The organism is Ramlibacter sp., assembly GCF_035627355.1.
GTDB lineage: Bacteria > Pseudomonadota > Gammaproteobacteria > Burkholderiales > Burkholderiaceae_C > Ramlibacter.
The window spans coordinates 56,532-81,933 of the sequence record NZ_DASPLW010000066.1; the positions used below are offsets into that span (position 1 = coordinate 56,532).

The 25,402-nt window shown below is 70.8% G+C and carries 28 protein-coding genes; 23 read left to right on the forward strand and 5 right to left on the reverse strand.

Annotated features, from left to right (window positions below; genetic code table 11):
- Positions 1 to 5: 5 nt before the first annotated feature.
- The 17 genes from VEC03_RS15690 to VEC03_RS15770 all read left to right on the forward strand — a co-directional run bounded on the left by VEC03_RS15690 (position 6) and on the right by VEC03_RS15770 (position 17,074).
- Positions 6 to 923, forward strand: coding sequence for an NAD-dependent epimerase/dehydratase family protein (locus VEC03_RS15690; protein ID WP_324917065.1), 918 nt, complete (start codon positions 6 to 8; stop codon positions 921 to 923).
- Between the two features lie 42 nt (positions 924 to 965).
- Positions 966 to 1,856, forward strand: a complete 891-nt coding sequence (argB, locus tag VEC03_RS15695; protein WP_324917068.1) for an acetylglutamate kinase — start codon at positions 966 to 968, stop codon at positions 1,854 to 1,856.
- A 126-nt stretch (positions 1,857 to 1,982) separates the two neighbouring features.
- On the forward strand, positions 1,983 to 2,684 hold the full coding sequence (locus tag VEC03_RS15700; RefSeq protein WP_324917071.1) for a response regulator transcription factor: 702 nt from the start codon (positions 1,983 to 1,985) through the stop codon (positions 2,682 to 2,684).
- Positions 2,685 to 2,731: 47 nt separating this feature from the next.
- Positions 2,732 to 4,108, forward strand: coding sequence for an ATP-binding protein (locus VEC03_RS15705; protein WP_324917694.1), 1,377 nt, complete (start codon positions 2,732 to 2,734; stop codon positions 4,106 to 4,108).
- A gap of 101 nt (positions 4,109 to 4,209) precedes the next feature.
- Positions 4,210 to 4,857, forward strand: a complete 648-nt coding sequence (gene slmA, locus VEC03_RS15710; protein WP_324917074.1) for a nucleoid occlusion factor SlmA — start codon at positions 4,210 to 4,212, stop codon at positions 4,855 to 4,857.
- 54 nt (positions 4,858 to 4,911) lie between these two features.
- On the forward strand, positions 4,912 to 5,589 hold the full coding sequence (pdeM, locus tag VEC03_RS15715; protein ID WP_324917077.1) for a ligase-associated DNA damage response endonuclease PdeM: 678 nt from the start codon (positions 4,912 to 4,914) through the stop codon (positions 5,587 to 5,589).
- A 70-nt stretch (positions 5,590 to 5,659) separates the two neighbouring features.
- Positions 5,660 to 6,508, forward strand: a complete 849-nt coding sequence (locus tag VEC03_RS15720; protein WP_324917080.1) for a fumarylacetoacetate hydrolase family protein — start codon at positions 5,660 to 5,662, stop codon at positions 6,506 to 6,508.
- A 113-nt stretch (positions 6,509 to 6,621) separates the two neighbouring features.
- The gene (locus VEC03_RS15725) at positions 6,622 to 7,326 is read left to right on the forward strand and encodes a TetR/AcrR family transcriptional regulator (RefSeq protein WP_324917083.1); all 705 of its coding nucleotides are present in this window, start codon (positions 6,622 to 6,624) and stop codon (positions 7,324 to 7,326) included.
- 4 nt (positions 7,327 to 7,330) lie between these two features.
- The gene (locus tag VEC03_RS15730) at positions 7,331 to 9,127 is read left to right on the forward strand and encodes an acyl-CoA dehydrogenase C-terminal domain-containing protein (protein WP_324917085.1); all 1,797 of its coding nucleotides are present in this window, start codon (positions 7,331 to 7,333) and stop codon (positions 9,125 to 9,127) included.
- Positions 9,124 to 9,555 (forward strand): DUF2147 domain-containing protein, encoded by a 432-nt coding sequence (locus VEC03_RS15735; RefSeq protein ID WP_324917088.1) that lies wholly within the window; start codon positions 9,124 to 9,126, stop codon positions 9,553 to 9,555. The genes VEC03_RS15730 and VEC03_RS15735 overlap by 4 nt, the downstream gene beginning before the upstream one ends.
- A 97-nt stretch (positions 9,556 to 9,652) precedes the next feature.
- A complete protein-coding gene (locus VEC03_RS15740) occupies positions 9,653 to 12,052 on the forward strand; it encodes a 3-hydroxyacyl-CoA dehydrogenase/enoyl-CoA hydratase family protein (protein WP_324917696.1) in 2,400 nt (799 codons plus the stop codon).
- A gap of 9 nt (positions 12,053 to 12,061) precedes the next feature.
- A complete protein-coding gene (locus VEC03_RS15745; protein WP_324917092.1) occupies positions 12,062 to 13,267 on the forward strand; it encodes an acetyl-CoA C-acyltransferase in 1,206 nt (401 codons plus the stop codon).
- Between the two features lie 48 nt (positions 13,268 to 13,315).
- Entirely contained in the window at positions 13,316 to 14,191 is an 876-nt protein-coding gene (locus VEC03_RS15750) for an alpha/beta fold hydrolase (RefSeq protein WP_324917095.1), read from the forward strand.
- Positions 14,188 to 14,997 carry a thioesterase family protein gene (locus VEC03_RS15755; RefSeq protein WP_324917098.1) on the forward strand — a complete coding sequence of 270 codons (810 nt, stop codon included), beginning with the start codon at positions 14,188 to 14,190 and terminating at the stop codon, positions 14,995 to 14,997. Before VEC03_RS15750 ends, VEC03_RS15755 begins: the two co-directional genes overlap by 4 nt.
- Before the next feature lie 2 nt (positions 14,998 to 14,999).
- Positions 15,000 to 15,722 carry an SDR family oxidoreductase gene (locus VEC03_RS15760; protein WP_324917101.1) on the forward strand — a complete coding sequence of 241 codons (723 nt, stop codon included), beginning with the start codon at positions 15,000 to 15,002 and terminating at the stop codon, positions 15,720 to 15,722.
- On the forward strand, positions 15,723 to 16,313 hold the full coding sequence (locus VEC03_RS15765) for a 2-hydroxychromene-2-carboxylate isomerase (protein WP_324917103.1): 591 nt from the start codon (positions 15,723 to 15,725) through the stop codon (positions 16,311 to 16,313). It begins immediately after the preceding gene.
- Positions 16,310 to 17,074, forward strand: a complete 765-nt coding sequence (locus VEC03_RS15770; protein WP_324917106.1) for an enoyl-CoA hydratase — start codon at positions 16,310 to 16,312, stop codon at positions 17,072 to 17,074. The genes VEC03_RS15765 and VEC03_RS15770 overlap by 4 nt, the downstream gene beginning before the upstream one ends.
- A gap of 23 nt (positions 17,075 to 17,097) precedes the next feature.
- Here VEC03_RS15770 and VEC03_RS15775 read toward each other — a convergent pair whose 3' ends face one another.
- Positions 17,098 to 17,799, reverse strand: coding sequence for a TetR/AcrR family transcriptional regulator (locus tag VEC03_RS15775; protein WP_324917109.1), 702 nt, complete (start codon positions 17,797 to 17,799; stop codon positions 17,098 to 17,100).
- 98 nt (positions 17,800 to 17,897) lie between these two features.
- Between VEC03_RS15775 and VEC03_RS15780 the strand changes: the two genes are divergently transcribed.
- Both VEC03_RS15780 and VEC03_RS15785 read left to right on the forward strand, forming a co-directional pair.
- A complete protein-coding gene (locus VEC03_RS15780; RefSeq protein ID WP_324917112.1) occupies positions 17,898 to 18,794 on the forward strand; it encodes a cytochrome c in 897 nt (298 codons plus the stop codon).
- A gap of 31 nt (positions 18,795 to 18,825) precedes the next feature.
- Positions 18,826 to 19,653: an NAD(P)-dependent oxidoreductase gene (locus VEC03_RS15785; RefSeq protein ID WP_324917114.1), complete on the forward strand. Its 828-nt coding sequence runs from the start codon at positions 18,826 to 18,828 to the stop codon at positions 19,651 to 19,653.
- A 4-nt stretch (positions 19,654 to 19,657) separates the two neighbouring features.
- Here VEC03_RS15785 and VEC03_RS15790 read toward each other — a convergent pair whose 3' ends face one another.
- Both VEC03_RS15790 and VEC03_RS15795 read right to left on the reverse strand, forming a co-directional pair.
- Positions 19,658 to 19,927 carry a hypothetical protein gene (locus VEC03_RS15790; protein WP_324917117.1) on the reverse strand — a complete coding sequence of 90 codons (270 nt, stop codon included), beginning with the start codon at positions 19,925 to 19,927 and terminating at the stop codon, positions 19,658 to 19,660.
- A 120-nt stretch (positions 19,928 to 20,047) separates the two neighbouring features.
- Positions 20,048 to 20,587 carry a hypothetical protein gene (locus VEC03_RS15795; RefSeq protein WP_324917120.1) on the reverse strand — a complete coding sequence of 180 codons (540 nt, stop codon included), beginning with the start codon at positions 20,585 to 20,587 and terminating at the stop codon, positions 20,048 to 20,050.
- A gap of 95 nt (positions 20,588 to 20,682) precedes the next feature.
- Between VEC03_RS15795 and VEC03_RS15800 the strand changes: the two genes are divergently transcribed.
- Both VEC03_RS15800 and VEC03_RS15805 read left to right on the forward strand, forming a co-directional pair.
- Positions 20,683 to 21,036, forward strand: coding sequence for a winged helix-turn-helix domain-containing protein (locus VEC03_RS15800; protein ID WP_324917123.1), 354 nt, complete (start codon positions 20,683 to 20,685; stop codon positions 21,034 to 21,036).
- 260 nt (positions 21,037 to 21,296) lie between these two features.
- Positions 21,297 to 21,647, forward strand: coding sequence for a DUF4148 domain-containing protein (locus VEC03_RS15805; RefSeq protein WP_324917126.1), 351 nt, complete (start codon positions 21,297 to 21,299; stop codon positions 21,645 to 21,647).
- A 61-nt stretch (positions 21,648 to 21,708) separates the two neighbouring features.
- Here VEC03_RS15805 and VEC03_RS15810 read toward each other — a convergent pair whose 3' ends face one another.
- A complete protein-coding gene (locus VEC03_RS15810; RefSeq protein ID WP_324917129.1) occupies positions 21,709 to 22,647 on the reverse strand; it encodes a glutathione S-transferase family protein in 939 nt (312 codons plus the stop codon).
- Positions 22,644 to 23,627 carry an LLM class flavin-dependent oxidoreductase gene (locus VEC03_RS15815; RefSeq protein ID WP_324917132.1) on the reverse strand — a complete coding sequence of 328 codons (984 nt, stop codon included), beginning with the start codon at positions 23,625 to 23,627 and terminating at the stop codon, positions 22,644 to 22,646. Before VEC03_RS15815 ends, VEC03_RS15810 begins: the two co-directional genes overlap by 4 nt.
- A gap of 184 nt (positions 23,628 to 23,811) precedes the next feature.
- Between VEC03_RS15815 and VEC03_RS15820 the strand changes: the two genes are divergently transcribed.
- Both VEC03_RS15820 and VEC03_RS15825 read left to right on the forward strand, forming a co-directional pair.
- A complete protein-coding gene (locus VEC03_RS15820) occupies positions 23,812 to 24,492 on the forward strand; it encodes a dienelactone hydrolase family protein (protein WP_324917135.1) in 681 nt (226 codons plus the stop codon).
- A gap of 4 nt (positions 24,493 to 24,496) precedes the next feature.
- Positions 24,497 to 25,375: a cytochrome c oxidase assembly protein gene (locus VEC03_RS15825; protein WP_324917138.1), complete on the forward strand. Its 879-nt coding sequence runs from the start codon at positions 24,497 to 24,499 to the stop codon at positions 25,373 to 25,375.
- Positions 25,376 to 25,402: the final 27 nt, after the last annotated feature.

A 25,402-nucleotide genomic window follows, 5' to 3' on the forward strand; every position in this document is an offset into this window, starting at 1 on the left:
GTATTTTGCCCTCGAACCAGAGTCCCCTCGGCGCGCTTCCCGCGCGCTTCCGGCGCGAGCGCATCCTGGTGGTCGGCTGCGGCGACGTGGGCCTGCGCGTAGCGCGCGAACTGCGGGGCCGGGTCCGGCTGCTGGCGCTGACGTCGTCGCCGCAGCGCGTGGGGGCGCTGCGCGCCGCCGGCCTGGTGCCGCTGGCCGGCGACCTGGACCGCCCGCACACGCTGGCACGACTGGCCGGCCTGGCCACGCGCGTGGTCCACCTGGCGCCGCCGCCGTCCGACCGCGAACCGGCCTGGCGCGATCCGCGCACCTCGGCGCTGCTGCGCGCCCTGCGCCTGCGCACCCCGGCGTCCGCGCTGGTCTATGCATCGACCACCGGCGTCTATGGCGACTGCGGCGGCGACAAGGTCGATGAAGTGCGGCGCATCGCGCCCCGCACCGCCCGTGCACAACGCCGCGCCGATGCGGAAGCCGCGGTGCGGCACGCCGGCCGCGCCGCGGGCGTGCGCGCCACCATCCTGCGCGTGCCCGGCATCTACGCCGCCGACCGCGAGGGCGGCACGCCGCGCGAACGCCTGCTCAGGGGCACGCCCGTGCTGCGCGCCGAGGACGACGTCTACACCAGCCACATCCACGCGGACGACCTGGCGCGCGCCGTCGCCGCGGCCCTCTGGCGCGGCCGGCCGCAGCGCGTGCTGAACGTGGCCGACGACACCGAGCTGAGGATGGGCGACTGGTTCGACCTCGCGGCCGACCGCTACGGCCTGCCGCGCCCGCCCCGGATCCCGCGGGCCGAGGCGCAGTCGCAGCTGGGGCCGGTGCTCCTGAGCTTCATTGGCGAATCGCGCCGGCTGGACAACCGCCGCCTCAAGCGCGAACTGCGGCTGCGGCTGCGCTATCCCACGGTGCACGCGGGGCTGTAGCCGACCGGGTGTGCGCCCGGGTGCCGACCCTACAATTTCGGCATGACCGACCTCTCCTCGATCACCCCGCGCGACAAGGCCGAGATCCTGGCCCAGGCGCTGCCCTACATCCGCAAGTTCCATGGCAAGACCATGGTGATCAAGTACGGCGGCAACGCGATGACGGACCCGGAGCTGCAGGCCGATTTCGCCGAGGACGTGGTGCTGCTCAAGCTGGTGGGCATGAACCCGGTCGTGGTGCACGGCGGCGGGCCGCAGATCGAGCAGGCCCTCAAGCGCCTGGGCAAGAAGGGCGAATTCATCCAGGGCATGCGCGTGACCGACGCCGAGACCATGGAGGTGGTCGAGTGGGTGCTGGCGGGCGAGGTGCAGCAGGACATCGTCGGCCTGATCAACCAGGCGGGTGGCAAGGCGGTGGGCCTGACCGGCCGCGACGGCGGCATGATCCGCGCCCGCAAGCTGAAGATGGTCGACAACCAGGACCCGAGCAAGGAGCACGACGTCGGCCAGGTCGGCGACATCATCGCGATCGAGCCGGCCGTGGTGAAGGCGCTGCAGGACGACCAGTTCATCCCCGTGATCAGCCCGATCGGCTTCGGCGAGGAGAACGAGAGCTACAACATCAACGCCGACGTGGTCGCCGGCAAGCTGGCCACCGTGCTGAAGGCCGAGAAGCTGGTGCTGCTGACCAACACGCCCGGCGTGCTGGACAAGAACGGGCAGCTGCTCACCGAGCTGAGCGCGGCCGAGATCGACGGCCTGTTCGCCGACGGCACGCTGTCCGGCGGCATGCTGCCCAAGATCAGTGGCGCCCTGGACGCCGCCCGCAACGGCGTGAACTCGGTCCACATCATCGACGGCCGGGTGCCGCACTCGATGCTGCTGGAGATCCTGACCGAGCAGGCCTACGGGACCATGATCCGGAGCAGATGAGTCCCCCCCGAAGCGCCTTCGGTGCCTCCCCCGCGCAGGGGCGCCACCTCTGGACCGGCCACGCCGGATCCACCGTGGCCGCTGGGCGGGATCCCATGCAACCCGGGCGCGACCACTGAGGCTGCGGTGCGCCTGCTCCTGGTCGAAGACGATGTGATGGTCGCCAGCGGCATCAAGCTGGGGCTGTCGGACGCCGGCTATGCCGTCGACTGGGTCGGCAGCGGCGAGCGCGCCGAGGAGGTGCTGCGCGCCGAGGTGTTCGACGTCGCGGTCATCGACATCGGCCTGCCCGGCATGGACGGGCTGGAACTGACGCGCCGGCTGCGCAAGCCGGGGATGGCCAGCCGCAAGGTGCCGGTGCTGATCCTGACCGCGCGCGACGCGCTGCAGGACCGGGTGCAGGGGCTGGACCTGGGCGCCGACGACTACATGATCAAGCCGTTCGAGCTGCCCGAGATGCTGGCGCGCCTGCGCGCGCTGCTGCGGCGCTCGCAGGCGGCCACCAGCGCCGTGCTCAGCTTCGGGCCGGTGGAACTCGACACCGCCAATCGCCGCGCCAGCGCGGTCCGGGACGGCCAGCGCGCGACCATCGAGCTGGGCCCGCGCGAGTGGACCGTGCTGGAGTACCTGCTGATGCACGCGCCCAAGCCGGCCAGCAAGGAAAAGCTGCTGCAGGCGCTGACCGGGTGGGACAAGGAGATCACCCCGAACGCGGTGGAGGTCTACATCTCGCGGCTGCGCGGCAAGCTGGAGCCGCACGGGGTCGCGCTGCGCTCCATCCGCGGCTTCGGCTACCGGCTGGAACTGCACGAACCGCCCGCGCCGTGATGCCCTTGCTCGCCCCCGCGCCGGCACGACGTGCGCCGGGCGAGCGCATGCTCTCCGGCCTGCGGCGGCGCCTGATGGTGATGCTGCTGGTGCCGCTGGTGCTGCTGGCGCTGGGCAACGCCTGGTTCGCGTACGGCTCGGCCGACAACGTTGCGCTCCAGCAGGACCGCCGGCTGCAGGCGCTGGTGCCGCTGCTGGCCGACTCGGTGATCGGGCAGGGCAGCGGTGCCGACGAAGCCCTGGTGCTGATGATGGCCCCCAGCGTGCAGGAGTTCCTGCGCGAGCGGCCCGGCCCCGCCACCTTCGCGATCACCGATCTCGACGGCAAGCTGCTGGTCGGCGACGATTGGCTGGCGGCGCTGCCGCCGCCGGACACGCAGATCGAATTCCACAGCGAGGAGCACGGCGGCATCACCTGGCGCATCGCGCGCCAGCGCCAGCAGACGGTGGTTGGCGACGTGGCGGTGTCCATCGCGGACGGCTCCGACCCGCGCCAGCAGTGGGCGCGTTCCATCCTGCTGAAGGTGCTGCTGCCCAACCTCGTGCTGATCGCGGCTGCGGCGATCGCGGTGGGTTGGGCCGTGGAGCGGGCGCTGGGGCCCCTGCTGGCGCTGAAGGAGGCGGTGGAGCGGCGCTCGCCGCGCGACCTGAGCGCCCTCGACGAGGGCGGCACGCCCGAGGAGGTGCGTCCGCTGGTGCAGTCGCTCAACCGCCTGTTCGGGATGGTGAACGCCCAGGCCGAGAGCCAGCGCCGCTTCATCGCCGATGCCGCGCACCAGTTGCGCACGCCCCTGGCGGGCCTGCAGGCGCAGGTGGAGGCCTGGGCCCAGGCGGCCGGCCACGCCGGGCCGGAGGGGCGGATCGAGCTGCCCGCGGAGCAGGTGAACAAGCTGCGGGGCGCGACCCGTCGCACGTCCCAGCTGGCCAACCAGCTGCTGGCCCTGTCGCGGGCCGACGCCCGCGCTATGCTGGCCCAGCCCATGCACCGCGTCGACCTCAAGGCGCTGTGCGAGGACATCCTGGGCGCGCACCTGGATGCCGCCAGCGAGCGCCGCCTCGACCTGGGCCTGGAGGCCGCGCCGGTACAGGTGATGGGCCACGACTGGCTGCTGCGCGAGCTGCTGTCCAACCTGGTCGACAACGCCATCAAGTACACGCCCGAGGGGGGCACGGTGACGCTGCGCTGCGGCGTGCGCGCCGGCCATGCCTTCCTGGAGGTGGAGGACGACGGCCCCGGCGTGCCCGAACCCGAGCGCGGGCGGGTGCTGGAGCGCTTCTACCGCGTGCAGGGCACGGTCGGCGAGGGCAACGGCCTAGGGCTGGCGATCGCGCAGGAGATCGCGCGCGTGCACCACAGCGTGCTGGAACTGGGCACCGGCGCCGGCGGACGCGGCCTGCGCGTGCACCTGCTGCTGCCGTTGTAAGCGCGCACTTGGGCGCGGCGCCGCGCGGCCCCACGGGCACGGCGCGGCGGGTCGGGCGTAACGGTATGCGAGAATGGTTGCAACTGATCCATAGCAACGCCATGTCCGAAGCCGAGCTCAGCACGCCCGCCCTCCCTGTCGCCGAAGCCGCCGCGCCCACGCGCAAGCGCCCCAAGCCCGGCGAGCGCCGCGTGCAGATCCTGCAGGCGCTGGCCATGATGCTGGAGCAGCCCGGCGCCGAGCGCATCACCACCGCGGCCCTGGCGGCCCGGCTGGAAGTCAGCGAGGCGGCCCTGTACCGCCACTTCGCCAGCAAGGCCCAGATGTTCGAGGGCCTGATCGAGTTCATCGAGCAGAGCGTCTTCACCCTGGTCAACCAGATCCAGGAGCGCGAGGCGGGGGTGGAACCGGGCGTGCGGCAGGCCGCCCGCATCGTGGCCATGCTGGTGCAGTTCGCCGAGAAGAACCCGGGCATGACCCGGGTGATGGTGGGCGACGCGCTGGTGTTCGAGAACGAGCGCCTGCAGCAGCGCATGAACCAGTTCTTCGACAAGATCGAATCCACCCTCAAGCAGTGCCTGCGCGACGGCGTCGCCGAGCCGTCGGCCACCCCCACGGTGGACGCGCAGGTGCGCGCCGCCATGCTGACGGCCTTCGTGGTGGGCCGGCTGCAGCGCTTCGCCCGCTCGGGCTTCCGGCGCAGCCCGTCGGAACACCTGGACACCAGCCTCGGCCTCATGCTGGGCTGAGCCGCGCCTTCCTGGCCCGGCCCGCGGCGGCCGGCCGCCGTCCCGCCTTCCGCCATGCACCCCATCCGACTCGCCGGCGAGCCGGCGCACCTGCATCCGGCCGGCGCCCTGTTCCTGCCCGCGCGCGACACCCTGCTGGTCGCGGATGCGCACTTCGGCAAGGCGGTGAGCTACCGCCGCCTGGGCGTGCCGGTGCCGGAAGCCACGACCGGGGCGACGCTGGACGCGCTGTCGGACGCCATAGCCGCCACGGCGGCGCGGCGCATCGTGTTCCTCGGCGACTTCCTGCATTCGCGCCGCTCGCATGCGCGCGAGACGCTGGCGGCGCTGCAGGCCTGGCGTGATCGCCATCCATCGCTGGACCTGCTGCTGGTGCGCGGCAACCACGATGCGCGGGCCGGTGACCCGCCGGCCTCGCTCGGCATCGAGGCGACCGACGAACCCGTGCGGCTCGGCCCGTTCGCGCTGTGCCACCACCCCGATCCGGTCGCCGGCGCCTACGTGCTGGCCGGCCACTGGCATCCGTGCACCCGCATCGGCGGCCGCGCCTTCGACAGCCTGCGGCTGCCCTGCTTCTGGCTGGGCGACGACAGCGGCGCCCAGCCGCAGCGCGCGGTCGGGGTGCTGCCGGCCTTCGGCAGCTTCACCGGCATGCATCCGATCCGGCGCGCGCCTGGCGACCGCGTGTTCGCGATCGCCGACGGCGTCGTGCGTCCGCTGCCCGGCGCCTGAGCGGCGCGGTGCATGATCGGGTGCCGCGGCCCTCGCCGCGCGTCGAACGAACAAGCAAGGAGAAGACCCGATGAAACTCGTGCGCTATGGCCAGCCCGGACGCGAGAAGCCCGGCCTCGTCGATGCCGACGGCCGCCTGCGTGACCTTACGGCGGTGGTTCCCGACATCGGTGCGGCCCAGCTGGCGCCGGCGGCGCTGGCCCGCCTGCGCCGGCTCGACCCGGCCAAGCTGCCGGCGGTGCGCGGCAAGCCGCGCATCGGCTGCCCGGTGGCCGGCGTCGGCAAGCTGGTGGCGATCGGCCTGAACTACGCCGACCACGCGGCGGAAGCGGGCGCTCCCATCCCCAAGGAGCCCATCGTCTTCCTCAAGGCCACCAGCTGTATCCAGGGCCCGGACGACCCGGTGATGCTGCCCAAGGGCTCGACCAAGACCGACTGGGAAGTCGAACTGGGGGTGGTGATCGGCACTCGGGCGCGCTACGTGACGAAGAAGGACGCGCTGTCGCACGTGGCCGGCTACTGCGTGGTCAACGACGTGAGCGAGCGCGAGTACCAGCTCGAGCGCGGCCCGCAATGGGACAAGGGCAAGGGCTGCGACACCTTCGGCCCGATCGGCCCCTGGCTGGTGACGGCCGACGAGGTCGCCAACGTGCAACGCCTGCCCATGTGGCTGGAGGTGAATGGCCAGCGCATGCAGTCCGGCAACACGCGCACCATGATCTTCGGCGTGGCGGAGCTCGTGAGCTACGTGAGCCGCTTCATGACCCTGCTGCCCGGCGACGTGATCACCACCGGCACCCCGCCCGGCGTGGGCATGGGCATGAAGCCGCCGCGCTACCTGAAGAAGGGCGACGTGGTCACGCTCGGCATCGAGGGACTGGGCGAGCAGCGCCAGGAGGTGGTGGCGTTCCGCGCCTGAGACCGGTCAGCACGCCGCGTTTCTAGGCCGGCGCGCCTAGAGGACCACGCCGGCTTGGGGGGGATGCGGTTTTCCTGCAAAATAGAACGACCGTTCGTTCTAATCGGAAAGCCATGTCCGTCACCGAGCTGCCCCTGAAGCGCTCGCGCTCCGTGCGCGACGGCCGTGCCCTGCAGAAGGGCCAGCAGACCAAGGCTGCGATCGTCGATGCCGCCCTCGGGCTGGCCACGCAAATCGGGCTGGAAGGCCTGTCGATCGGCGCGCTGGCCGAGGTCGCCCAGATGAGCAAGTCGGGCGTGTTCGCGCATTTCGGCTCGCGCGAGGAACTGCAGATCTCGGTGATCCGCGAGTACCACGCGCGCTTCGAGGACGAGGTGTTCTATCCGGCGATGAAGGAGCCGCGCGGGCTGCCCCGCCTGCGCGCGCTGTTCGCCAACTGGATGAAGCTCACCTCGGTCGAACTGGACTCCGGCTGCATCTACATCAGCGGCGCCGTGGAGTTCGACGACCGGCCGGGCCCGGTGCGCGACGCCCTGGCCAGCTCGGTGCTGACCTGGCATGCCGCCATGAAGCGGGCCATCGCCAGCGCCCGCGACGAAGGCCACCTGCGCGCCGACGCCGACGTCGAGCAGATGCTGTTCGAGATCCACGGCCTGATCCTGGCCCTGCATTACGAGGCGCGCTTCCTCAAGAGCCCCGGCTCGATCGCGCGCGCCAACACCGGCTTCGACAACATCCTGCGCCGCTACGGCGCGGATGCCGTCGACGGCCGCCCCGCCCGGCTTCCACGCCACAACAAAACCGCCCACAAGGAGTGAGCCCATGCCCAGCTATACCCCGCCCCTGCGCGACATGCAGTTCGTCATGCACGAGGTGTTCAAGGTCGCCGACGAGTACAAGGCCATGCCGGCCTATGCCGAGGTCGACGCCGACACCATCAATGCCGTGCTGGAGGAGGGTGGCAAGTTCGCCAGCGAGGTGACCTTCCCGCTGAACATCAGCGGCGACGAGGAAGGCTGCCGCCTGGACAGGGAGACCCACGAGGTCGCCACGCCCAAGGGCTTCAAGGAGGCCTACGCGAAGTTCATCGAGGGCGGCTGGCCGGCGCTGTCCTGCGACCCGGAGTTCGGCGGCCAGGGCCTGCCGATCGTGGTGAGCCAGGCCTTCTACGAGATGCTCAACGCCGCCAACCAGGCCTGGACCATGTACCCCGGCCTGACCAGCGGCGCCTACGCCGCGCTGCGCGCGCACGGCACGCCCGAGCAGAAGAAGACCTACCTGCCCAAGCTGGTGAGCGGCGAGTGGACCGGCACCATGTGCCTGACCGAACCCCACTGCGGCACCGACCTGGGCCTGCTGCGCACCAAGGCCGAACCGCAGGCCGACGGCACCTACCGCATCACCGGCAACAAGATCTTCATCTCGGCCGGCGAACACGACTTCGTGCCCAACATCGTGCACCTGGTGCTGGCCCGCCTGCCGGACGCGCCCAAGGGCAGCAAGGGCATCAGCCTGTTCGTGGTGCCCAAGTACAACGTGAACCCGGACGGCTCGCTCGGCGCGCGCAACGGCATCCACTGCGGCGGCCTGGAGCACAAGATGGGCATCCACGGCAACGCCACCGCGCAGCTGGTGCTGGACGGCGCCGTCGGCACCCTGGTCGGCGAGCCGAACAAGGGCCTGCAGGCCATGTTCGTGATGATGAACGCGGCCCGTGTCGGCGTGGGCATGCAGTCGCTGGGCCTGACCGAGGTCGCCTACCAGAACGCGCTGGCTTACGCCAAGGACCGCATCCAGATGCGTTCGCTGTCCGGTCCCAAGGCCAAGGACAAGCCGGCCGATCCCATCATCGTGCACCCCGACGTGCGCAAGATGCTGCTGACCGCCAAGGCGTACGCCGAAGGCGGCCGCGCGCTGGCGCTGTGGAGCGCGCTGCTGATCGACCGCGAGCTGCACCATCCCGACGAGAAGGTGCGCAAGGAGTCCGCCGAGCTGGTGGCGCTGCTGACGCCCATCGTCAAGGCCTTCATCACCGACAACGGCTGGATCGCCACCTCGTCCTGCCTGCAGGTGTTCGGCGGCCACGGCTACATCAAGGAATGGGGCATGGAGCAGTTCGTGCGCGATGCCCGCATCAACATGATCTACGAGGGCACCAACACGATCCAGTCGCTGGACCTGCTGGGCCGCAAGGTGCTGGGCAACCAGGGCGCCACCCTCAAGAAGTTCGGCAAGCTGGTCGCCCAGCTGGTCGAGGATGAGGGCGTGAACGAGAAGATGGCCGAGTTCATCAACCCGATCGCGCTGCTGGGCGAGCAGATGACCAAGTTCACCACCGAGATCGGCTTCAAGGGCTTCCAGAACCCGGACGAGGTGGGTGCCGCCGCGGTCGACTACCTGCGCGTGGCCGGCCACCTGGTGTTCGGCTACCTGTTCGCGCGCATGGCGCAGGTGTCGCTGCGCGAGATCGCGGCCGGCAACACCGACCCGTTCTACAAGGCCAAGCTGCAGACCGCGCGCTTCTACTTCGCCCGCCTGTTCCCCGAGACCGCCACCCTGATGCGCACGGCGCGTTCCGGCGCCAGGGTGCTGCTGGACACCGACGAGGCCCTCGCGTGAGGACGCTGGTCCTCCTGGGCGGACTGCTGGCCGCCGGCAGCGCCTTCGCGCAGCTGTCGCCGGTGGGCCTGTGGCGCAACGTCGACGACAAGACCGGCGAGGTCAAGGCCGAGATCCGCATCACCGAGGCCAATGGCGTGGTCAACGGCCGCATCGTGCGGCGGCTGGCCAAGGGCGCCAAGCCCGATGCGGTGTGCGAGGAGTGCTCGGATGACCGCAAGGGCCAGCCGCTGGATGGCCTGGAGATCATCCGCGGCGCCCGCAAGGCCGACGGCAAGGACGTCTGGGAGGGCGGCCGGATCCTGGACCCCGAGAACGGCCGCGACTACACGCTGCGCCTGACGCCGCAGGACGGCGGCAAGCGCCTCGACGTGCGCGGCTCGATCGGGCCGTTCGGGCGCACGCAGACCTGGGTGCGGGTCGAGTAGATGTCTTTCTCCTCCCGGCAGCGGGAGGGAACCGGAGAGTGAGATGTACAAGGAACACGACGCCGCCACCGCGGCGGGCAGCGAAAGGGCCGCGACGATGAGCCGCTTCCAGGTGAGAAAGGTCGCCGTGCTCGGCGCCGGCGTGATGGGCGCGCAGATCGCGGCCCACCTCGTGAACGTGAAGGTGCCGGTGGTGCTGTTCGACCTGCCGGCCAAGGAAGGCCCGAAGAACGGCATCGTCACCAAGGCCGTCGAGGGCCTGAAGAAGCTCAAGCCCTCGCCGCTGGGCGTGGCCGACGACGCAGCGCTGATCCAGCAGGCCAACTACGAGGAGCACATGGCCCTGCTGGGCGAGTGCGACCTGGTGATCGAGGCCATCGCCGAGCGCATGGACTGGAAGCTCGATCTCTACAAGAAGATCGCGCCCCACGTTGCGCCGCACGCGATCGTGGCGTCCAACACCTCGGGCCTGTCCATCACGAAGCTGTCCGAGGCGCTGCCCGAGGCGATCAAGCCGCGCTTCTGCGGCATCCACTTCTTCAACCCGCCGCGGTACATGTACCTGGTCGAGCTGATCGCGACGCCGACCACGCAGCCGCAGATCCTGGACGACCTGGAGACCTTCGTCACCAGCGGCCTGGGCAAGGGCGTGGTGCGCGCCAAGGACACGCCCAACTTCATCGCCAACCGGGTGGGCATCGCCGGCATGCTGGCCACCATGCGCGAGGTGGAGAAGTTCGGCCTGACCTACGACGTGGTGGACGACCTCACCGGCAAGAAACTGGGCCGCGCCTCCAGCGGCACCTTCCGCACCGCCGACGTGGTGGGCCTGGACACCATGGCTCACGTCATCAAGACGCTGCAGGACAACCTGAGCGCCGAGACCGACCCGTTCTACGACAGCTTCGGCACGCCCGAGGTGCTCAAGACGCTGCTGGAGATGGGCCATCTCGGCCAGAAGACCAAGGCCGGCTTCTACAGGAAGGTCGGCCGCGACGTGCTGCGCTTCGAGCTGGCGTCCAAGGACTACGTGCCCGGCGGCCAGAAGGCCGACGACGTGTACGGCCGCATGCTGAAGAAGCCGGCGGCCGAGCGCCTGAAGCTGCTGCGCGAGAGCGAAGGGCCGCAGGGCCAGTTCCTGTGGGCCATCCTGCGCAACAGCTTCCATTACGCCGCGGTGCACCTGGCGTCCATCGCCGATACCGCGCGTGACGTCGACTTCGCCATGCGCTGGGGCTTCGGCATGAAGCAGGGCCCGTTCGAGCTGTGGCAGGAAGCCGGCTGGCTGCAGGTGGCGCAGTGGATCCAGGAGGACATCGCTGCCGGCAAGGCGCTGTCGAAGGCGCCGCTGCCCGACTGGGTGTTCAAGGGGCCGGTGGCCGAAGCCGGCGGCGTGCACACGCCCGAGGGCTCGTGGAACCCGACCAGCGGCCGGTTCGAGCCGCGCCGCATGCTGCCCGTGTACCAGCGCCAGCACTTCCCCGAGACGGTGCTGGGCAGCGGCGGGGCGAAGTTCCAGACGGCCGGCACCACCGTGCACGAGGACAAGACCATCCGCGTCTGGACGCTCGACGGCGACGTGCTGATCGCCAGCCTGAAGACCAAGATGCACACCATCAGCCCCGAGGTGTGCGAAGGGCTGCAACTGGCGATCGAGACCGCCGAGAAGTCCTACCAGGGCCTGGTGATCTGGTCGGGCGACGAGCCCTTCAGCGCCGGCGCCGACCTGGAGTCGACGCTGCCCGCGTTCCTGGCGGTGGGCGTCAGCGCGATCGAGGACGCCGAGGGCTTCATGCAACAGACCATGCTGCGGCTGCGCTATGCCGGGGTGCCGGTGATCTCGGCCATCCGCGGCCTGGCGTTGGGCGGCGGCTGCGAACTGGGCCTGTACTCGGCGCGCCGCGTCGCCGCGATGGAGAGCTACATCGGCCTGGTGGAAGTGGGCGTGGGCCTGGTGCCCGGCGCGGGCGGCCTGGCCTACATCGCGCGCCGCGCGGCCGAAGCGCAGGCGCAGTCCACCCACAAGGACCTGCTGCCCTTCCTGACCGAGGGCTTCACCGCCGCCGCCATGGCCAAGGTGGGCACCAGCGCGATCGAGTCGCGCAAGATCGGCTACCTGCTGGACAGCGACATCATCGTGCCCAACAAGGACGAGCTGCTGTACGTGGCCATCCAGGAGGCCAAGGCGATGTTCAACGCCGGCTGGCGGGCGCCGCTCAAGCGCCTGTTCCCGGTGGCCGGCCGCAGCGGCAAGGCCACCATCCAGGGGCAGCTGGTCAACATGCGCGACGGCGGCTTCATCAGCCAGCACGACTTCCGCATCGCCTCCCTGATCGCCAACGTGGTCACCGGCGGCGACGTCGATGCCGGCACGCTGGTCAGCGAGGAATACCTGATGACGCTGGAGCGCCAGGCCTTCTGCGAGCTGGTGCAGCACCCCAAGACCCAGGAGCGCATCCTCGGCATGCTCAGCACGGGCAAGCCGGTCAGGAACTGAGGACAGGACATGAAGCAAGTACAGGACGCCTACATCGTCGCCGCCACCCGCACGCCCATCGGGCGCTCGCACCGCGGCTACTTCCGCAACACGCGCCCGGACGACCTGCTGGCGACGGCGCTGCGGGCCGCGCTGGCGCAGGCGCCGGGCCTGGACCCGAACGCGATCGAGGACGTGATCTGCGGCTGCGCGATTCCCGAGGCGCAACAGGGCCTGAACGTGGCTCGCATCGGCGCCGTGCTGGCCGGTTTGCCCAAGAGCGTGGGCGGCATGACCGTCAACCGCTTCTGCGCCTCCGGCCTGTCGGCGGTGCAGATCGCGGCCGACCGCATCCGCGTCGGCGAGGCCGACGTGATGATCGCAGCCGGCACCGAGAGCATGAGCATGGTCCCCATGATGGGCAACTCGCCCTCGCTGTCGCCCGCCATCTTCGCCAACCCGGACGACATCGAGAGCTACGGCATCGCCTATGGCATGGGCCTGACGGCCGAGAAGGTGGCGCAGCAGTGGAAGGTCGGGCGCGAGGCGCAGGACCAGTTCGCCTACCAGTCGCACATGAAGGCGCTGGCGGCCATGAAGGCCGGCGAGTTCACCGACGAGATCACGCCGGTGGATGTCGCCGAGCGCTCGGTGGACCTGGAATCGGCCGAGGTCGCGGTGAAGACCCGCACGGTGAACCTGGACGAGGGCGCGCGCCCCGACACCACCGTTGAAGGCCTGGCCAAGCTCAAGACCGTGTTCGCCGCCCGCGGCACGGTGACCGCCGGCAACAGCTCGCAGACGTCCGACGGCGCCGGCGCGTTGATCGTGGTGAGCGAGGCTGCGCTCAAGCGCTTCAACCTGCAGCCGCTGGCGCGCTTCGCCGGCTATGCCAGCCGCGGCGTGCCGCCGCACATCATGGGCATCGGCCCGGTCGAGGCGATTCCCGCGGCGCTCAAGGCGGCCGGGCTGAAGCAGGACGACCTGGGCTGGATCGAGCTGAACGAGGCCTTTGCCGCGCAGTCGCTGGCCGTGATCAACACCCTGGGGCTGGATCCGGCCCGGGTCAACCCGATGGGCGGCGCCATCGCGCTGGGCCACCCGCTGGGCGCCACCGGCGCCATCCGCTCCGCCACCGTGGTGCACGCGCTGCGCCGCAAGAACCTCAAGTACGGCATGGTCACCATGTGCGTGGGCATGGGGCAGGGCGCAGCGGGTATCTTCGAAAGGGTCTAGCACGAAGCGCCCAGGGGCCGCCCCCCCGGTGAGCAGCAGGAGCAGAAGATGAAGCAGGAGACACTCACCACCCCGGACGGCGCCGCGGTCGTGCTACGCACCTGGGCGCCGGACGAGCCAGCCTTGGGCAGCGTCGTCATAGGCGGCGCCATGGGCGTGCGGCAGGACTTCTACGCGCCCTTCGCGCAGTGGCTCGCCGGCCAGGGCTGGCGCGTCACCACCTTCGACTACCGCGGCAGCGGCGCCTCGCTCGCGCAGGGCGAGAGCCTGCGCCAGGTGCGGGCCGACCTGTTCGACTGGGCGCGCGACTACGAAACCGTAGTCGATCACGCGCACGCGGCGCTGCCCGACCGGCCGCTCTACCTGCTGGGCCATAGCCTGGGGGCGCAGCTGCCCGGGCTGCTGCGCAACCAGGACAAGGTCAGCGGCCTGCTCAGCGTCGCCGCCGGCAGCGGCTACTGGCGCGAGAACGCACCGCGGCTGCGGCGTACGGTCTGGTACTTCTGGTGGGTGCTGGTGCCGCTGGCCACGCGCCTGTTCGGTTACTTCCCGGGGCGCAAGCTGCGCAAGGTCGGCGACCTGCCCAAGGGCGTGATCCTGCAGTGGCGGCGCTGGTGCCTGAACCCGCGCTACAGCGTGGGTGCCGAAGGCGAGGCGGTTCGGCGCCAGTACGCGCAGGCCCGCTTCCCGGTGCTGGCCCTGTCCATCGCCGACGACGAGCTGATGACGCTGCGCGGCACCCACAGCCTGGTGTCGCTGTACGAGAACGCGCGCAGCGAAGTGCGCCGGATCGCGCCCGGCGACCTCGCCCTGCGCCGCATCGGCCACTTCGGCGCGTTCCGCAGCGAGCAGGAATCCGTGCTGTGGCCGCGGCTGGCGCAGTGGCTGGATGCACTGGCGCCGGCAGGGAGCGCCGCCGCATGACGACGCACGCCTTCGACGCCGCCCTCGCGCTGGCCGAAGCCGGCGAGCACCGCTGGCGGGGACACACCAGCCCCGCGTACGCCAACATGGTGGGGCCCTTCGGCGGCCTCACCGCGGCGCAGGCACTGGCCGCCGTGCTGCGCCACCCGGCGCTGCTGGGCGAGCCAGTCGCTCTGACGGTGAACTTCGCCTCGGCCGTGGCCGACGGCCCCTTCGAGGTGGTGGCCACGCCGGTCCGCACCAACCGTTCCACCCAGCACTGGACCGTGCAGACCCTGCAGGACGGCCAGCCGGTGCTGACCGGCACCGTGTTCACCGCGCTGCGCCGGGACACCTGGGGGGCGGTCGAACATCCCCTGCCGGCGGTACCGCGGCCGGCCGGCGTGCCGCTGGCCCAGGGCCCCGCGCGCGTCGAATGGGTCAAGCGCTACGAGATGCGCTTCGTCGACGGGGCGCTGCCGCACGACTGGCACGGGCGCGACCTGGGCGACAGCCGTACCCGCCTGTGGATGCGCGACAACCCGCCGCGGCCGCTGGACTTCGCCTCGCTCACGGCGCTGGCCGACGTGTTCTTCCCCCGCATCTGGCGCCGGCGGCCCGTGTTCGTGCCGATCGGCACCGTGACGATGACGGTCTACTTCCATGCCGGCGCGGTGCAGCTGGCGCAGGTCGGCGAGGGCTACCTGCTGGGCCAGGCCCAGGCCCAGGCCTTCCACGGCGGCTATTTCGACCAGTCGGCGCAGCTCTGGAGCGAGGCCGGCGACCTGCTGGCCACCACGCACCAGGTCGTCTACTACAAAGAATGAACATGAACTCCGTCGCCCTCGTGGTCGGCGCCGGCGATGCCACCGGCGGGGCCATCGCCCGGCGCTTCGCGCGCGAGGGATTCACCGCCTGCGTGACGCGTCGCAACGCCGAATCGCTGCAGCCGCTGGTCGATCGCATCCGGGCCGAGGGCGGCCAGGCGCACGGCTTCGGCAGTGACGCGCGCAAGGAGGAGGAGGTCGTGGCGCTGGTCGAGCGCATCGAGTCGGAGATCGGCCCGATCGAGGTGCTGGCCTTCAACATCGGCGCCAACGTGCGGGCCAGCATCCTGGACGAGACCGCGCGGCGCTACTTCAAGGTCTGGGAGATGGCCTGCTTCGCCGGCTTCCTCAATGGGCGCGAGGTGGCGCGCCGGATGGCGGCGCGCGGGCGCGGCACCATCCTGTTCACCGGCGCCACCGCCTCCATGCGCGGCAGCGCCGGCTTCTCCGCCTTCGCCGGCGCCAAGCATGCGCTGCGCGCGCTGGCCCAGAGCATGGCGCGCGAGCTGGGGCCGCGCGGCATCCACGTGGCCCACGTCGTGATCGATGGCGCCATCGACACCGCCTTCATCCGGGAGAATTTCCCCGAGCGCTACGCACTCAAGGACCGGGATGGCATCCTCGACCCCGGGCACATCGCCGACCAGTACTGGATGCTGCACTCGCAGCCGCGCGATGCCTGGACCCATGAACTGGATTTGCGGCCCTGGATGGAGAGCTTCTGAATGAGCAAGAGCCTGGATTTCTATTTCGACGTCGGCAGCCCGGCGGCCTACCTCGCCTGGACGCAGGTGCCGCGCATCGCCGCCGAGACCGGCGCCACGGTGCACGAGCGGCCCATCCTGCTGGGTGGTGTGTTCCAGGCCACCGGCAACCGCTCGCCGATGGAGGTGGCGGCCAAGAGTCGCTGGCTGCACGAGGACCTGAACCGCTTCGCCGCCCGCTACGGTGTGCCCTTCCGCCTGAGCCCGCATTTCCCGATCAATACCCTGGCGCTCATGCGCATCGCGCTCGGCCTGCAGATGCGCGAGCCCGCGAAGCTGCGGCCCTACGTGGACGCCGTGATGCACGCGATCTGGGTGGATGGCCGCAACATGAACGATCCGGCGGAGGTGGCCTCGGTGCTGCAGCAGGCAGGCTTCGATCCGCAGGCCCTGCTGGCCCTGGCGCAGGACCCGGAGGTCAAGGAACGCCTCAAGGCCGCCACCCAGGAGGCGGTGGCCCGCGGCGTCTTCGGTGCGCCGACCTTCTTCGTCGGCGACCAGATGTTCTGGGGCCAGGACCGCCTCGATTTCGTGAAGGAAAGCCTGCAATGAACGACATCCTGACCCACGCCGAAGCCGGCGTGATGACCATCACCTTCAACCGGCTGGAGCGCAAGAACTCGATCACCTCCGCCATGTACGCGGCGCTGGCCGACGCGCTGGACAAGGCCGCCAGCGACCCGGCGATCCGGGTGGCGGTGCTGCAAGGCCACGAAACCGTGTTCTCCGCCGGCAACGACATCGGCGATTTCCTGAACCAGCCGCCTGCCGGCGAGGATTCGCCCGTGTTCCGCTTCCTGCGCGGCATCGCGAAGTTCCCCAAGCCGCTGGTGGCGGCGGTGTGCGGCCCGGCCGTGGGCGTGGGCACCACCTTGCTGTTCCATTGCGACCTGGTGTTCGCCGGCGACAACGCCGCGTTCTCGCTGCCCTTCGTGAACCTGGGCCTGTGCCCGGAGGCGGCGTCCAGCCTGCTGGTGCCGCAGATGTTCGGCTACCACCGCGCGGCCGAGGCGCTGCTGCTGGGCGAGCCCTTCATGGCCGAAGCGGCGCTCGAGGCCGGCCTGGTCAACCGCGTGCTGCCGCCGACCGAGGCCAACGCCTATGCGCAGGCCCAGGCGCGCAAGCTCGCCGCCAAGCCGCTGAGCAGCCTGGTCGAGACCAAGCGCCTGATGAAGCTGGGCCAGCAAGGCCCGGTGATGGAGCGCATGCAGCAAGAGGGCGCCAGCTTCTCCCGCATGCTGCGCGAGCCGGCTGCCCGTGAGGCGTTCACTGCTTTCATGGAGAAGCGGAAGCCGGATTTTTCGAAGGTCTGACGCTGCGCCCGGCGCAGCGCGGCTTACGCCCGGCGCTGCGCCACCTTGGTCGCGCGCGGCCGGGCCGCTTCCGGCGGCTGCGGTTCGGGCAGCGGCGGCAGCGGCCGCTTCGCGATCTCGGCCGCCTGGTCCGGCGGCACCCCCAGCGCCCGCAGCACCATGGCCGCCGCGGCCACGTCGTGGTGGGCGGGCGCCCGTCCCGTGGCCACGCGCCGCATGGCCTGGATGCAGATGCCGTTGATCGCATCCAGCGCCGCGGCTTCGCTGGGGACCTTGAACTTCTTCTGCCGCACGCCCACCCGCAGGTCCTTCAGCGGATACGCCTGCACCTGGGCCAGCACCTCCGGCGCGGCGGCGATCACCTCCAGCAGCATGAGGGCCCAGCCGGGGCTCTCGGCCGCCAGCCAGACGTAGCGCCGCTGCCCGATCGCCATGCGCTCGGCGCCGTCGGCGATGTGGCCGTAACTGTCGTCGATTGCCTTGCACAGCGTCCCGGCGATGGCGGCGGCCAGCCGCACGACCAGCTCCTCCTTGGTGCTGAAGTGGTTGTAGAGCGTGGCCGTGGTGACGCCCGCGGCCTGGGCGATCTGCTGCATGGTCGCGCTGCCCACGCCGCCACCGGCGAAGACCTGCACGGCGGCATAGAGCAGCTGGGCCTGCGTGCGCTCGCGCTTGGCGCCCCCGACCGTGCCCATCAGGAAGGCGGCGGCCAGCGGAGGGGGCAAAGCTGGCATTGACAAAGGCCAAGATGTTGACATACGCTCCAATTTTTTAGGCACAGTCAAAAATTTGCTGGGTCGTCCAATTCTACAGGAGCGAAGCGATGCGCAGATGGATGAAGATCACGATCGGGGTGGCCGCCGGGCTGGCCCTGCTGGCCGGCGCCGCCGGTGGCGCCGGCCTGTGGCTGGCCGACAGCCGGATGCACCGCAAGGTCGAGGTGCCGGTGCGGCCCGTGGCCTACGTGGACGACGCCCAGGCGATCGAGCGCGGCCGCTACCTGTTCTCGTCGCGCGGCTGCGTGGACTGCCACGGGGCGAACGGCGCCGGCCGCACCTTCGTCGACGACCCCTCGGCGGGCCTGCGCATCAAGGGTCCCAACATCAGCCCCGGCCCGGGCAGCATGGTCGCCCGGTACGGGCCCGAGGACTGGGTGCGGTCGATCCGCCACGGCGTGGCGCCCGGCGGGCGGCCGCTGATGATCATGCCCAGCGAGGACTACAACCGATTCACCGACTCCGATCTCGCCGCGCTGGTCGCCTACGTGCGTTCGCTGCCGCCGGCCGAAGGCGGGCCGGCCGTCGTCGAGCTGCCGCTGCCCGCGCGCGTGCTGTACGGCTTCGGCGCGATCCGGGACGCCGCCGCCAAGATCGACCATTCGCTGCCGCCCTCGCAGCCGGTGCCCGAAGGCGTCAACGCGCAGCACGGCGCCTACGTGGCCAACATGTGCCTGGGCTGCCACGGCGAGCACCTGTTGGGTGGCCGCATCCCCGGCGCCCCGCCGGACTGGCCGCCGGCCCCGCGGCTGGCGCCGGGCGAGGGCTCGGTGATGGCGCACTATGCGGAACCGGAATCGCTGATCCGGCTGTTCCGTACCGGCAAGCGGGCCGACGGCAGCGCCGTGCAGGTGATGCCCTTCGATTCGCTGCGCGAGATCAGCGACACTGACATGCGGGCGCTCCACCTGTACCTGCGCGGCCTGCCCGCGCCCAAGGGCTGAGCGCCCGGCCCACCAGCAAGGAGACTGCGCCATGAGCCTGCAAGGCAAGACCCTCTTCATCACCGGCGCCTCGCGCGGCATCGGGCTGGCGATCGGCAAGCGCGCCGCGGCCGACGGTGCCAACGTGGTGATCGCGGCCAAGACCACCGAGCCCAACCCGAAGCTGCCGGGCACCATCTACAGCGCCGCCGACGAGGTCCGCGCCGCCGGTGGGCAGGCCCTGCCGCTGGCCGTGGACATCCGCGACGAGGCCGCGGTGCTGGATGCGGTGGCGCAGGCGGTGCAGGCCTTCGGCGGCATCGACATCCTGGTCAACAACGCCAGCGCGATCAGCCTGACCGACACCGAGCACACGCCGATGAAGCGCTACGACCTGATGAACGGGATCAACGCGCGCGGCACCTACCTGTGCACCCAGGCCTGCCTGCCCGAACTGAAGAAGTCGGCCGCGGCCGGGCGCAACCCGCACGTGCTGAACATGTCGCCGCCGTTGTCCATGAAGGAGCGCTGGTTCGCGCCGCACACCGCCTACACCATGGCCAAGTACGGCATGAGCATGTGCACGCTGGGCCACGCCGGCGAGTTCCGCAAGTACGGCATCGCCGTCAACAGCCTGTGGCCGCGCACCGCCATCGCCACGGCGGCTCTGCAGATGATCCCGGGCGTGGAAGTGAAGCTGTGCCGCAAGCCGGAGATCCTGGCCGACGCCGCCTGGTACATCCTCACCGGCCCGTCGGACGCCACCGGCAACTTCTACATCGACGACGAGGTGCTGGCCGGCCACGGCGTGAGCGACCTGGACCGGTACTCGGTCACGCCGGGCACCCGGCAGTTCATCCCCGACTTCTTCGTCGACTGAGCGCTCAGCCGAACAGCACCAGCGCTGCCAGCGCGCCGGCGACCACCGGCACCATCACGGCCGCGGCCAGGGCGAGTTGCTGGCGGCCGGGTCGTTTCGCGTGGGTGGTGCGCAGGGCGCGCGGAGGCCGCGGCACGCGGCCGTAGCGGCGCACGGGGATGTCGACCCTGGGCCTGGCCCGCCGATGGCGGGCCGGCCCCAGGTCTGCGCCGCAGGTGGCGCAGGACGCGTCGCCGGCGGCGACCAGCGCGGAACAGGCCTCGCAACCCGTCATGGCTTCCTCCGCCGCGCTTCCATGACTCCCCCTGAGCCTCTTCGTGACAAGAACTGATACGGTCCCGAGCTTAGCCGAAGCCCGGATTGCGTCCATTGCCCAAATGAGGTAGCTGCCCGCTCAGATGCGCAGGCGCGGCATCAGGGCGAGCAGGCCCTTGATGCCGTACAGCACGATCAGCGTACCGGCGAGGTCGCCCGCGAACATGGCGAAGAAGCCGCGCAGCAGGTCGTCCTGGCCTCGCAGGGCGAACCACAGGTGGTGCAGCAGCGGGCTGGCGATCGAATAGGCCAGCGCCAGCAGCAGCAGCCGGGCGGGGGTCAGGCTGCGCAGCGATGCCTGCAGGCCCCAGGCCCACGAGGCGCCCCGGTACACCAGCCAGGGCGCCAGCGCGGCCAGGATGCCCCCCACGAAGGCGCGCAGCGGGTCATGGGGGAAGAAGATCAGGAAGCTCACCAGCCAGGAAATGATGAGCAGGCCGATCGCGCCGGCCTCGGCGAACAGCAGGGTGCACAACAGGCGGGCCCCGGCCGGCAGGTAGATCCAGTTGATGCCGGGCGCGAACTCGAGTGAGCGGAACAGCCATTCATTGATCCACAGCATGGCCATGAACAGCGCCATGGTGGCGATCACCTGGACAATCTGCAGGCGGAGGGTCATCCGGATCATCGTGTTCGCGCTAGCATTGCAGACGCGGCTGCATGGGGGCCCGAAGACCTTCTGGCACAGCCGGTTTTACCTCTCGGAGAACGCGTTTGAACAAGTCGACCCGTGGCGCCGACGTGTACCTGCGATTCCTGCAGTTGTCGCAGGCGATCCGCGGCCTGCCCACGCTGCCCCCGCTGGATCCCCTGGAGGAGCGCATCCTGTCCTGGATCGCCCGCTCGGGACGCGAGGGCGAGCGGCTGTCGGTGCGCGACATGCTGGCCAAGGATGAATTCGGTGCGCCCGCCACCATCCACTCGCGCCTGAAATCCATGCGCAGCAAGGGCTGGATCACGCTGGCCGACACCGAGGATGCGCGCCGCAAGCAGATCGAGCTGACGCAGGACGCGCTGGATCATTTCGCGCGGCTGTCGCGGATCATGGTGAAGGCCGCGCAGGGCTGACCCGCCCCGCCGGCCGGCTGCAGGCCCTTCGGCAGGGCCGCGGTCGTTTCCATTGTTCCTCCTCCCTGCCGGGGCACCGGCCCCGGCCGGCCGTCGTCACGACGGCCGCTCCGGATTGTTGCCGGATCGGCAATGGCGCGTACACGCGGGGGCGGTTTTTCTTTCGCTCCCCAGCGCCCAAACTTCATCCCATGCCGACGCCGCCGGGCACGCAAGCCCGGCCCGGCTGCCGATCCAACCTTCAACCAGGAGAAATGAACATGAAGCGCACCCTCGCCATCGCCCTCGTCACCGCTGCTGCCGCCGGCACCGCCTTCGCAGAGAACTACGCCGAGTACAACAACATCCCGTTCGATTCGTCGCGCACCCGCGCCGAAGTGCAGGCCGAGCTGGCCCAGTTCAAGGCGTCCGGCGTGAACCCCTGGTCGCGCGGCTACTCCCAGACGGCGAACTTCGAGAGCCAGAAGACCCGCGCCGAGGTGGTGGGCGACTACATCGTCGCGCGTGACCGCGTCGCCGCCATGACGGGCGAGGACAGCGGCTCCGCCTACCTGGCCCGCAACGGCCAGCAGCAGCCGTCCGGCGACCGCTTCGCCCACAACGTGCGTTGAGCATCCAGGCCAGCAAGCGACAGGGGGCTCCGGCAACGGAGCCCCCTTTTTCGTGCCTGCCTCACGCGGGCTCGAGGAAGGCCAGCCTCGGGCCGGCGGGCACGATCCGCGTCGGATTGATGTGCGGATGGCTCATGTAGTAGTGGCGCTTGATGTGCTCGATGTCCACCGTCGCGGCAATGCCGGGCACCCGGTACAGCTCGCGCAGGAAGCGCGACAGCCGCGGGAACTCCTCGATGCGGTTGCGGTTGCACTTGAAGTGGCCGACGTAGACGGCGTCGAAGCGGACCAGGGTGGTGAACAGGCGCCAGTCGGCCTCGGTCGGCCGTGGCGAGCCGGCCAGCCAGGTGCGCTGCGCCAGCAGGGCTTCGATCTCGTCGAGCGCGGAGAACAGCCGCTCGAAGGCGCGCTCGTAGGCCGCCTGGCCCGACGCGAAGCCGCACCGGTACACCCCGTTGTTGATGTTGTCGTAGACGAAGGCGTTGATGCGGTCGATCTCGGCGCGCCAGGGCTCGGGGTACAGCTCGGCGCCGCCGCGGCCCAGGCCGGCGAACGCACCGTCGAGCATGCGCAGGATCTCGCTGGACTCGTTGTTCACGATGGTGCGCTCCTGCTTGTCCCACAGCACCGGCACCAGCACGCGCCCGCTGTAGTGCGGGTCGGCCATGGTGTAGAGCTGGTGCAGGTGCGAGCAACCGTACAGGTGGTCGGGCAGCGCCTCGCTGAAGCTCCAGCCCTGCGTCATCACCGGCTCGACCACCGACACCGAAATGGCGTCCTCCAGTCCCTTGAGCACGCGGCCGATCAGGGTGCGATGCGCCCAGGGGCAGGCCAGCGACACGTACAGGTGATAACGCCCGGCCTCGACCGGAAAGCCGCTGGAGCCGTCGGCCGTGAGCGGGTGGCGGAAGGCGGAGGTGGTCCGCACGAACTCGCCCTTCGTGGCACGGGTGTCGTACCAGCCGTCGTGCCACTGTCCGTTCTCGAGGTAGCCGCTCATGGTTCGTCTCCTGCCAGCAGCTCGTAGGAGCGCAGGCGCGCCGCGTGGTCGTGGATCTGCGAGGCCACCATCAGTTCGTCGGCGCCGGTGCGCTCGATGAACTCGCGCACCTGGCGGCGCACCGTGTGCGGGGAGCCGATGGCCGAGCAGGACAGGATGTTCTCCAGCAGCCCGCGTTCCGCCGGCCCCAGCGAATCCAGGTAGCCGGGCCGTGGCGGCGGCAGGCGGGTGGGGCGCCCCGAGCGCAGGTTGACGAAGGCCTGCTGCTGCGAGGTGGCGAGCACCTGCGCCTGCTCGTCGGAATCCGCCGCGATCACGTTGAAGCCCAGCATCACGTAGGGCCTGTCCAGCTGCGCCGACGGCCGGAAGGTGGCGCGGTACAGCTCGACGGCCTGCATCATCTGCTGCGGCGCGAAGTGCGAGGCGAAGGCGTAGGGCAGCCCCAGCATGGCGGCCAGCTGCGCGCCGAACAGGCTGGAGCCCAGGATCCAGACCGGCACCTTGGCGCCCTGGCCGGGCACGGCGCGCACCCGCTGGCGCGGCGCGTCGGACAGGAAGTCCATCAGCTCGACCACGTCCTGCGGGAACTGGTCGGGATCGGTGTCCAGGTTGCGTCGCAGGGCGCGGGCGGTGGCCGGATCGGAGCCCGGTGCACGGCCGAGCCCGAGGTCGATGCGGCCGGGGAACAGCGCCTCCAGCGTGCCGAACTGCTCGGCAATGACCAGCGGCGAGTGGTTGGGCAGCATGATGCCGCCGGCGCCCACGCGGATGCGTTCGGTGCCGCCGGCCACGTGCGCCATCAGCACCGAAGTGGCCGCGCTGGCGATGCCGGGCATGCCATGGTGCTCGGCCAGCCAGAAGCGGCGGTAGCCCAGCCGCTCCACGTGCTGCGCGAGCGAGAGCGAATGGCGGAACGACTGCGCGGCGTCGCCGCCTTCGACGATGGGCGCCAGGTCCAGGACGGAAAGCGGGAATTGCATGGGTGGAGGATGCCAGATGGCGATTCACGTGGCCGCGGAGAGGCTTACGTGCGCCGGGTTGGCGTCCGTCTCCGACGTCCGGCATCCGTCCATTCCCACGGCCGGGCATGTCATTCCCGCTCCTACGAACACTCGTGGTTGCTGCTGACCGACGCCGCCGCGCCGCGCAGGCACCGTGCGGCCCATGCAAGCTCGATCCGATCCTGCGCGCGAGGTGCGGATGCCGGCCGGCGACCACCACCTGGTCGGCGACCTGGTGCTGCCGGACGCGGCGGTTGGGTTGGTGCTGTTCGCGCATGGCAGCGGGAGCGGGCGCCACAGCAGCCGCAACCGCCGGGTGGCGCGGCGGCTGCAGGACGCGGGCATCGCGACGCTGCTGTTCGACCTGCTGACGCCCGAGGAAGAGGAGGTGGACCTGCAGACGCGCCAGCACCGCTTCGACATCCCGCTGCTCACGCAGCGGCTACAGGATGCGACCGCCTGGGCGGCGGCCGACCCGCCGCTGCGCGGACTGGCGATCGGCTACTTCGGTGCCAGCACGGGCGCCGCTGCGGCCCTCATCGCCGCGGCGCGACTGGGCCGGCAGATCAGCGCCGTGGTGTCGCGCGGCGGCCGGCCCGACCTGGCCGGGCCGGTGGTGCTGGCCGAAGTGCAGGCGCCGACGCTGCTGATCGTCGGCTCCGCCGATCCGGTCGTGCTGCAGCTCAATCGCCACGCCGGCCAGCACCTGCGGGTGGAGCACGAGCTGAAGCTGGTGCCGGGGGCGACCCACCTGTTCGAGGAACCGGGCGCGCTCGACGCGGTCGGCGAGGCCGCGGCGGACTGGTTCGCGACCCATATGGCGCGCCGCGAGCAGCACGCCTGAAGCGATGGCGCGCTGCTGGCTGCTCCTGGCCCTCTTGCCTGGCGTGGCCAGCGCGCATGCACCCGGCGCGGAAGCGGCGCCGCACGCGTGGCCATGGAACACCGAGCCGTGGTTGCTGGCGCTGATGGCCGCATCCGCGCTGTTCTATGCGCGCGGTGCCTGGCGCCTGTGGGCCCACGCGGGCTGGGGCCGCGGCATCGCGCCGCGCACGGTGGCCTCGTTCGCCTGCGGCTGGCTGGCCCTGCTGGTCGCACTCGTTTCGCCGCTCGATGCACTGGGCGGCCTGCTGTTCTCGGTGCACATGGTGCAGCACGAACTGCTGATGGTGGTCGCGGCGCCGCTGCTGGTGCTGGGGCGGCCGCTGGCGGCCTGGACCTGGGCCTTCGATGCTTCGGGCCGCCGGCGCATAGCCCGGGCTGTGTCGGCGCGCTGGCTGGCGGCGACCTGGTCTTCGTTGACCGAACCCGCGATGGCATGGTCGCTGCACGCGCTGGCCCTGTGGCTCTGGCACGTGCCGGTGCTGTTCGACGCGGCGATCCGGCACGAAGGCTGGCACGTGCTGCAGCACGGCAGCTTCCTGGCGAGTGCGCTGTTGTTCTGGTGGACCGTGCTGGGCACCGACCCGCGCGCCACGCGCGGCGCCGGATGGACGGTGCTCTCGCTGTTCACGACCATGGTGCACACGGCCTTGCTCGGCGCGCTGCTGAGCCTCTCGCCCACGCCCTGGTACGCCGCCTACGCGTCCAGCACGGCCGCGCTGGGCCTGGCGGCCCTGGAGGACCAGCAGCTCGGCGGACTGATCATGTGGGTGCCCACCGGGCTGGCCTACCTCATCGCCGCGCTGGCCCTGCTGGGGCGGCTGCTGACTCGGCAGCGGGCGTGAGGCCTGGCCTGAAAGTCCGGTGCGCGC